9 protein-coding genes (1 of these 9 only partly in view) are annotated in these 8,587 nt (G+C 54.3%); 5 read left to right on the top strand and 4 right to left on the bottom strand.

All coding sequences use genetic code 11. The features are described from left to right. Positions 1–1,246: the 3' portion of a peptidoglycan DD-metalloendopeptidase family protein gene (locus ACJJI7_RS09045; protein ID WP_020411469.1), read on the top strand. The gene continues 134 nt to the left of window position 1, outside the view; only the last 1,246 of its 1,380 coding nucleotides appear in the window; its start codon lies beyond the left edge, outside the window; its stop codon occupies positions 1,244–1,246. A 16-nt stretch (positions 1,247–1,262) separates the two neighbouring features. Beyond that, positions 1,263–2,372, top strand: a complete 1,110-nt coding sequence (locus ACJJI7_RS09040; RefSeq protein WP_026304892.1) for an anhydro-N-acetylmuramic acid kinase — start codon at positions 1,263–1,265, stop codon at positions 2,370–2,372. A gap of 29 nt (positions 2,373–2,401) precedes the next feature. On the opposite strand, the gene erpA is transcribed toward ACJJI7_RS09040, so the two are convergent. From erpA to argC, 4 genes are all read right to left on the bottom strand, one after another. Further along, on the bottom strand, positions 2,402–2,755 hold the full coding sequence (erpA, locus tag ACJJI7_RS09035) for an iron-sulfur cluster insertion protein ErpA (RefSeq protein WP_020411471.1): 354 nt from the start codon (positions 2,753–2,755) through the stop codon (positions 2,402–2,404). Positions 2,756–2,913: 158 nt separating this feature from the next. Next, the gene (locus ACJJI7_RS09030; protein ID WP_157533300.1) at positions 2,914–3,357 is read right to left on the bottom strand and encodes a bactofilin family protein; all 444 of its coding nucleotides are present in this window, start codon (positions 3,355–3,357) and stop codon (positions 2,914–2,916) included. A gap of 33 nt (positions 3,358–3,390) precedes the next feature. Then, the gene (locus tag ACJJI7_RS09025; protein WP_020411473.1) at positions 3,391–4,122 is read right to left on the bottom strand and encodes a DUF6776 family protein; all 732 of its coding nucleotides are present in this window, start codon (positions 4,120–4,122) and stop codon (positions 3,391–3,393) included. Between the two features lie 65 nt (positions 4,123–4,187). Next, positions 4,188–5,234 carry an N-acetyl-gamma-glutamyl-phosphate reductase gene (gene argC, locus ACJJI7_RS09020; protein WP_282951754.1) on the bottom strand — a complete coding sequence of 349 codons (1,047 nt, stop codon included), beginning with the start codon at positions 5,232–5,234 and terminating at the stop codon, positions 4,188–4,190. A gap of 171 nt (positions 5,235–5,405) precedes the next feature. Between argC and ACJJI7_RS09015 the strand changes: the two genes are divergently transcribed. From ACJJI7_RS09015 to thiD, 3 genes are all read left to right on the top strand, one after another. Continuing rightward, positions 5,406–7,151 carry a chloride channel protein gene (locus ACJJI7_RS09015; protein ID WP_444902617.1) on the top strand — a complete coding sequence of 582 codons (1,746 nt, stop codon included), beginning with the start codon at positions 5,406–5,408 and terminating at the stop codon, positions 7,149–7,151. 34 nt (positions 7,152–7,185) lie between these two features. Next, complete coding sequence (hemJ, locus tag ACJJI7_RS09010) at positions 7,186–7,608, top strand: protoporphyrinogen oxidase HemJ (protein ID WP_282951756.1); 423 nt, start codon at positions 7,186–7,188, stop codon at positions 7,606–7,608. 82 nt (positions 7,609–7,690) lie between these two features. Then, the gene (thiD, locus tag ACJJI7_RS09005) at positions 7,691–8,476 is read left to right on the top strand and encodes a bifunctional hydroxymethylpyrimidine kinase/phosphomethylpyrimidine kinase (protein ID WP_020411477.1); all 786 of its coding nucleotides are present in this window, start codon (positions 7,691–7,693) and stop codon (positions 8,474–8,476) included. Positions 8,477–8,587: the final 111 nt, after the last annotated feature.

Raw genomic sequence — 8,587 nt, 5'->3', positions numbered from 1 at the left:
GGTAGAAGCCAAGCGCATGCCCCTGGACGTCAATCTCTCTTCCTTAGATGAAGACACGCTGGAAATTGACAAGCAACTGGCGGCTGTCTCGCCCCGCCAGAGCATTCCCTTGGCGAGTGCGACGGTAGAGGCAATACAGTCCCTGAACCTCACGGTGCGCAACGGAGACACCCTTTCCGATCTGTTCAAGCGTGCCAAAGTGAGCGCAGGCGAAATGTATCAGCTGCTTGGCAGCGGCAAGGAAGCTAAGAAACTAGCGCGTCTGACTCCTGGTGAAGAGCTGACATTTAAGGTCAACTCCGAAGGCCAACTGCAAAGTCTGGAACTACAGAGAGACCGTCTCAACCAAGTCAAATTTACCCGCGCGGAGGGTAATGACTTCCAGCATACGTTGGTACAGCGCCAGCCTGACAGCCACCCCGCCTATCGCCTGGCTCAAATTGACAGTTCCCTGTTTGTTGCCGGAAGTGAGGCCGGTCTGAGTGATAGCCTGATTATGGAAGTGGCTGATGTGTTCAGCTCCGATATCGATTTTGCATTGGATATACGCCAGGGCGACACCTTTAGCGTGATGTTTGAAGAGAAATTCCTGGATGGGGAAAAAATTGGCAATGGCCCCATTCTAGCGGTCAGTTTTACCAATCAGGGCCGCACTTACAGTGCAGTGCGCTACATCGACAGTAGCGGCGACGCCAATTACTACACGCCTGAAGGCAAAAGCATGCGCAAGGCATTTATTCGTACGCCGCTGGATATAGTGCGCATCAGCTCCCACTTTAATCCACGGCGCTTGCACCCGGTTTTCAAGTCGCGCCGCCCTCACAACGGCACAGATTATGCCGCCCCGCGTGGCACCCCGGTTTACTCGACAGGGGATGGCCGTGTGATCGCATCCGGTTACAGTAAGCCCAACGGCAATTATGTATTTATTCAGCACGGAGAACGTTACGTTACCCGCTACCTACACCTGACCAAACGCAAAGTGAAGAAAGGTCAACGAGTAAAACAGCGCCAAGTAATAGGCACTGTAGGCTCAACCGGGTATGCAACCGGTCCACACCTGCACTACGAATTCCTGGTGGACGGAAGACATCGGAACCCTGCAACAATTGTGCGCAAGCTTCCCAAAGCCAAGTCAGTGCCGTCCTCTGAAATGACGCGCTTCAAAAACCAGACTCAACCTCTGCTGGCAAAACTGGAAAACTACCAGGGCCCAGCATTGGCCAAACTTGACGAAAACAATTGATAAAGCGCCATTCAATATGCCCGATCTTTTTATCGGTCTAATGTCCGGCACTAGCGTCGATTCCATCGACGCTGCACTGGTCGATTTTGGCGGCGAAGAGAGAATCAAGCCGCGTATCCTGGCAGCTCTGGGCCACCCGATTCACCCCTCGCTGCGTGATGCCATCCTAGCCCTCTGCGCCCCAGGTCCCTCTGAACTGGATCGTGCCGGACAGTTGGACCGACAGCTCGGCCAGGCTTTTGCCGAGGCCACCAATACCCTGTTGGCCCGTGCCGGTATTGAGGCCAGCGCAGTAACCGCAATTGGCAGCCACGGACAAACTGTGCGGCACCGCCCGCCAGGCACTGTGACCTCCCCCTTCACTTTACAACTGGGGGACCCGAACACTATCGCAGCTTTGACTGGTATCAGTACGGTAGCGGACTTCCGCCGACGCGATATGGCCCTCGGAGGCCAGGGTGCTCCGCTAATGCCCGCATTTCACCGCGCCGCTTTTAAAACCGAGGGCAATCGCGCCGTGGTGAATATCGGTGGAATGGCCAATATCACCGAGCTGACAGCCGATGGCAGTGTATATGGTTACGATACCGGGCCCGGCAACGCCTTGCTGGACTATTGGGTGAACCTACATAAGAAGCAACCGTTTGACCGGGATGGCGCCTGGGCAGCTGGTGGTCGTGCCCACCCCGAGTTGCTCAATCGCCTGATGTCAGATCCCTATTTTGCTGCGGAGCCTCCCAAGAGTACCGGCCGTGAAACCTTCAATGCCAGCTGGCTGGAGCAGGCGCTAGCTGGCCTGGAGCTGTCTCCTGCAGACGTGCAGGCAACCCTGTCGGAAGTAACTGCCGCCAGTATTGCCGAGGCTGTGCATTTGTTCGCTGATGGGGGGGAACTACTGATTTGTGGGGGCGGGGCCAAAAATAAAGATCTGCTGTCTCGACTGCAGAGACGACTGCCAACCTGGTCAATTACCGATACCGGCACTTATGGAATCGATGCCGACTGGCTCGAAGCTGTGGGCTTTGCCTGGCTGGCCCGGCAGACTCTACTCGGCCTGCCCGGCAACTGCCCCGGAGTCACAGGAGCAAAAAAAGAGGCTGTTTTGGGCGCCATTTACTCCCCCTGAAACACCGCTCAAATCGCCTAAAGTGCGGCTCAGATCGAGAAGGAGGAGCCGCACCCACAGGTTGAGGAAGCATTGGGGTTCTGCACCACAAAGCGAGATCCGGCCAAACCCTCTTCGTAATCAACATTGGCGCCAACCAAGTATGGATAACTCATGGCGTCAACCAGTACCTGGATACCATCTTTCTCAATGATGGCATCGTCTTCGGCAACCAGTTCATCGAAGGTAAAACCGTATTGGAATCCTGAGCAGCCACCACCGGTGACGAACACCCTGAGCTTGAGCTCCGGGTTGCCCTCCTCTTCCAACAGGCTCTTTACCTTGGCCACAGCTTTATCGGTGACTACCAGTGGCGCAGGAGAAAAGGATACAGCTTCTGACATAAGTCTCTCTCAACTCATCGGGACATTCGCAGCTCGCATAAAAGCTATGCAGAATGCAGCTACGGGGGCGTCATCTTGCTTAAACCCAGGAAACCAGTCAAGTATTTGCGAGCAACAGGCTCTGGTGCTACTCACCTGCCAGGCCTGTCGAGTGGGCTTCAGGAAGCCTCGATGACAGTCTCATCTTCCGAGTAACCGATCATGGGGGTCTCACCAGCGGAGCTAATATCCACGTTGGAAACCAGGGCCCCGTTCACCTGGGCACCCTTTACCATCTCAATCAGCTTATAGTGCACATTGCCTTCCACCATAGCCTTGGCCGCCAGCTCCAGGTGGCGCGTGGCGTACACATCGCCATTCACGTTTCCGTTAATCACCACCTGAGGAACACGGATCTCTCCCTCTATGATTCCGCCATCGACTATCTGCAGGCGCGCATCACTATCGCTATGAGCGGTGACATTGCCTTTTACCTTGCCCTCAATGACCAGATTGCCACGAAAGTGAATATCCCCAGATACTTCTGTCTGGCGCGCAATTAGGGTCGTGTGGTTACTACCGGAACTGGCCATAGCTACTTGTTTCTCTTTTTTTCTCAACATAATCCCTAAAACCTCATGCCTCTGGCATTAATGCTAGCTTTTCTGTACCAGCCAACCGTAGCGCTGTTCGATATTGAATCCCTTGCGCCCGGTAGACTTAAGCGATAACTCCACCCCTTCAGGAACAAAGCCCTCGGGGAGGCGCAGTTCGCCCTCAATATTCTGGAAGTATTTAAAACGCAGTGGAATGGATACGCTCTCCACCTGGTCAGACAAATCTTTTAGTGGGTAGCTTTTCAGCTCTCCATCCTGGCGCCCCACCACAGTGAAAGTGGCTGAGCCTTGAACCACGTTGCGTCGCACCGCCGACTGCTGGACTTGTAATTTGTATTGGTAACTCCGCGCATCAGCCGTCTGCGAAAGAATAAAGCGGCCTATAGATACTCCCTCACCACCATCTGCCGGGGCCATAACGCCGCGGTAAAAAGAGATTTCCTGCTTTAGCTCTGCGATCTGGTTTTCTTTCTGCACAAGCTCGGTTCGTACAGTCTCACTGGCCTGCTCACCAATCGCCAGGGACTGCTCAGCAGTTGCTGCACGCATGCGCAGAGTTTCATTTTCACTGTTCAACGCCTCAAGGCGCCCCAGTACCCTTGTGTACTCCCTCGTTTTTTCATCGAGGTTTTTACGCAGTTGATACTGTCCGGCGTAGTAAGAGCTGGCAGAAGTAACCAGTACCAACAGGGCGACACCACCTGCTGTGATTACACCTGAAAAGGGGCGATGGGGCACCACTTTCATACGGTACTGCTTGCTGCCTTTCACTCTGAGCTCCCAAAAATCCGCTACGGCTTAACCGGGTTTTATCGATTGTCGTATTTTTTTTGATTCTAAGGCAGCAGCGCCGGGCTCTCCAAGCCCAACGTCTCAGTTAGGCCAAACATAATGTTCATATTCTGTATCGCCTGGGCAGAAGCGCCCTTGGCGAGGTTATCGATTACCGACATTACCAGCAGAGTATCCCGACCCTGGGGCTGCATCACGGAAATACGACACATATTCGTACCTCTCACACTACGGGTTTGAGGGTGACTGCCAGCGGGGAGAACATCCACAAAAGGCTCATTCTGATAGCGACTTTCAAACAACTGCTGCAATTCCAGTGGTGACATATCTGTCTTGGACTTCGCGAACAAGGTTGCGTGTATGCCCCGGATCATTGGCAGGAGATGTGGAACAAAGGTCACCTGGGCAGGGCTCGCCTCACAGGGTTGGACCCGTCGTAGCCCCTGCTCAATTTCGGGTAAGTGGCGATGGCCAGCAGCCCCATAGGCGCGGAAATTGTCGTTGTTTTCAGCCAATATCAAATCCGTCTTACCCTGGCGACCCGCACCGCTGGCACCACTAGCAGCGCTGGCGATTAAGCCCGCTGGTTCAATAGCGCCCGCCTCCAATAGTGGAATCCAGCCCAGCTGAATCGCAGTGGGATAACAGCCTGGGCAGGCCACCAATTGAGCACCAGCTATCTCGGCACGATTTACTTCCGGTAATCCGTATATGGCCTCCTGGGCCAACTCGGGAGCAGCATGCTCCTGGCCATACCACTGCTCCCAGGTGGAAATATCTTTGAGGCGGAAATCGGCGGAGAGGTCGATAACTCGTACACCTCTTTTAATCAACGCCGGCACCTGGGCCTGGGCAACCCCATGGGGAGTGGCAAAAAATACCACATCACAAGCGGACAGTTGCTCAATATCCGGCTCACAAAAAGCCAAGTCATAATGGCCTCGCAAGCTGGAAAATAACTCCGCCACCGGGGTGCCTTTCAAAGAGCGTGAGGTGATTGCGGTAACTTCTGCTTGCGGATGTGTCGTCAAAAGCCTTAGCAGTTCAACACCTGTGTAGCCGGTGCCACCAACAATTGCTACCTTAATCACCTTGCTAAAATCTCCCGGTAAATCTGCCAACTGAGACGATAATCATAAAACCAGCCAAGCACTCTACCATAAGCCCCAGCACTTGAAGGATGTGCAGTGTCACAGCGCCCTAGGAAATTACTGAAAAACGCGTTAGCTCGGTGTTTACCCAAGACAAACAGCTTGGAACACGTGCGTTTGCAACTCTCTGCCAAGGAGGCTTTAGCGCCACTAGTGGGTATGGCATTAATTACTGGGCTATTGGCTGGAGGTGTAACTATTCTCTTCCGCCTGGCAATGGAGTGGCCTACAACATTTTTCCTGTCAGTCCCCCAAAATTATGAATCCTTATCGCCTTTCTGGCGATTTGCCCTACCTGTGCTGGGCTCACTGGTGATCGGCATTATCTATCTGCTACTCAGCCCCAAGCGCTACGACGTCGGTGTGGTGCATGTTCTCGATCGCCTCTATAACCATCAGGGCAAAATGCCAATACAAAATGCTCTACTGCAGTTTTTTGCCGGCGCCATTGCTCTGATCAGCGGCCACTCTGTAGGACGTGAGGGGCCTGCTGTACACCTTGGAGCCGCCAGTGGCAGCTGGCTAGCACGTGTACTGCACCTGCCCAATAACTCGGCACGCAGCCTGCTGGGCTGCGGTGTAGCCGCAGCTATCGCCGCATCTTTTAATACTCCTTTGGCCGGGATGGTGTTCGCCATGGAAGTGGTGATGCTCGAGTATTCAGTGGTGGGTTTTTTACCTGTCATGTTGGCTGCAGTGACTGGCAGTGCCATCACCCAAATTACCTTTGGGCGTGAGCCAGACTTTAACGTTCCGGCTATCCAGCTTAACTCCCTCGCAGAGCTGCCTATCCTATTTCTCTGCGCACTCGCAATCGGACTCTTGGCAGCTCTATTTATTTGGGCCCACCGCAGCCTGACACGCCAACAGTATCGCTCCCCGCTACTGCGCTTCTTACTGGTGGGACTTGTAACCGGCACCTTAGGCATTTGGGTACCTGAAATTCTTGGTGGTGGCTACGACACCCTACAAATGGCAATGCTGGGAGAATTGGGCATCGCCACATTAACGGTAATTGTTGCCGCCAAGTTGGTGGCAACAGCACTGGGTTCGGGGCTGGGTATCCCCGGAGGAGTCATAGGCCCAGCCCTAATTCTTGGTGCCTGCCTGGGGGGGATCGCAGGAGGCCTCGCCAATATGTGGCTGGGACCACACACCGCCAGCCCGGGCTTTTATGCAATGGTGGGTATGGCCGCAATGATGGCGGCAATGCTCAATGCTCCACTGGCAGCTTTGCTGGCAATTCTCGAACTGACCTACAATCCGAATGTCCTGTTCCCAGGCATGATGATGATCGTAGTAGCGATGCTTATTAGCAGACAGGTATTCGCCACCCGGGGGATTTACCAGGAAACCTTACGCGCCTTGAACAAGGCCGGGACCCCCACCTGGCGCCAACAAATGCTCAGTAGTGTCGGCGTAGCCAGCCAAATGGACAGAAACTTTGTCGTTGAACCAAGGGAAATCCCAGTTGATCAGGCGAGAGAGTTAATCGCTCAACACCCCCAGTGGATTTTGATCGACCTGCCCGGTGAACCCGCTCCGCAATTGTTGCGTGCTGCCGACCTGGCCACATTTTTACAGGGTGCCGAAAAAGGTGGGGATACAGAAACCACAGTAAAACAAGAGGAGGAAAAACCTGGGCAGCCCCCCCTCATAGACCTGCTTAAAATTCCTGGCGAGCGTAAACAAATGGCCGAACTAAATTGGTGCGCCACCCTGCTCGAAGCCCAGCAAAAACTGAAAAGCACTGGAGCCGATGCCCTGTATATCAGTCGCCATCAGAGCGGCTCACTGGACAATCGCATCGCGGGCATTATTCTGCCGCTACAGATCGATAACTTTTACCGGAAATAAAATAATTTCGCGTTTCTTTTTGAGGGGATATTCAATGCTGTGGATCAAGGCTTTTCACATTATCGCCATGGTGTGCTGGTTTGCTGCGCTTTTCTACTTGCCACGCCTTTTTGTCTACCATGTCGATGCCACAGACGCCGTAAGTCGCGATCGCTTTTGCATTATGGAGCGACGCCTGTACCGCGGTATCGCCATTCCCGCGATGATCGCTACCGTAGCTCTAGGCATCTGGCTCTACAGCCTAAACCCGGCTTACTACACATCCGCAGGCTGGATGCACGCGAAACTTACCTTTGTCGTGCTGTTACTGGCCTATCATCATATGTGTGGAGCCTATGTGCGTAAGTTTGCCCAGGGTACCAATACCCGTAGCGGACGCTATTTTCGTATTTTTAATGAGGTTCCGACTGTAGCCTTGTTTGCCATTGTGATTCTGGCTGTGGTCAAGCCATTTTAATTTGGCGCAGAATCATTCTTTGTATCGGGCAGCCAGCAACTAAAATTAGGCGCACAGCTTTTGGCAGTCATGTAGATTTTCTATGGATACACCGCAGCCCGTTATTCTGACCGTCACCCACCATGACCCTAGCGGCAGTGCAGGAATAGCCGCAGATACGGAGACGGCTGTCAGCCTGGGCTGCCATGCTGCCTCCGCGGTTTCCGCCATCAGTGTGTGTAACACTGGCGAACTGCTTGGGGTTGCTCCAGTAGATGAAAGCTTGCTAGTAGAGCAAACCCGCACAGTTCTGGAAGATATGCCGGTAGCTGCAATCAAGGTGGGATACCTGGGCTCCGTAGAGAATGTTCGGGCACTGCACAGCGTATTGCGGGACTACCCCGATATCCCGGTAGTGATCGACCCCGATGCCACACTGGCGGATAAGGAAAGTGTGTTGGCCCCCCCACTATGGGAAGCCATGGCCTCCCTACTACTCCCCTATGCCACCATGGTCTGCCCAAATCGCCGCGAAGCCCGCGCTATGGCGGTGGAGGCCGATACCCATGACGCCATGGCCCAGGAGCTGCTTGAAAGCGGTTGCCGCTATCTGTTACTTACTGGCGTACCCCATGAGCAACAGCTACAAAACCGTCTCTACGACGAACGTGGCCTGATCCGGGAATTCCACTGGGAACGGTTGCCACCAGCGGCCTATGGGGTCTGCGGAACCCTGGCCACAGCGATCGCCTGCCATATTGCCCACGGCCTGACCATCATTGAGGCTGTCAGTCGCAGCCAACAGTATGCCTGGAGCGCCATTCGCGACAGCCGCCGCCTGGGTATGGGGCGGCCGATACCCAATCGCCTTTTCTGGTGTGAGCGCTAAAGCCTCTCCCTGCCCGACAAGTGACTTGCCGCATCGGTGTGAAAATCGGTGCGACCCGCCGGCCAACCCGAAATCCACACCCCCTGTGATCTCCACATTGTCCTCAAGGCC

Source organism: Microbulbifer variabilis, from assembly GCF_056232115.1.
Note: the sequence above shows the minus strand (reverse complement) of the source record. Positions and strands in the feature narration are given on the sequence as shown.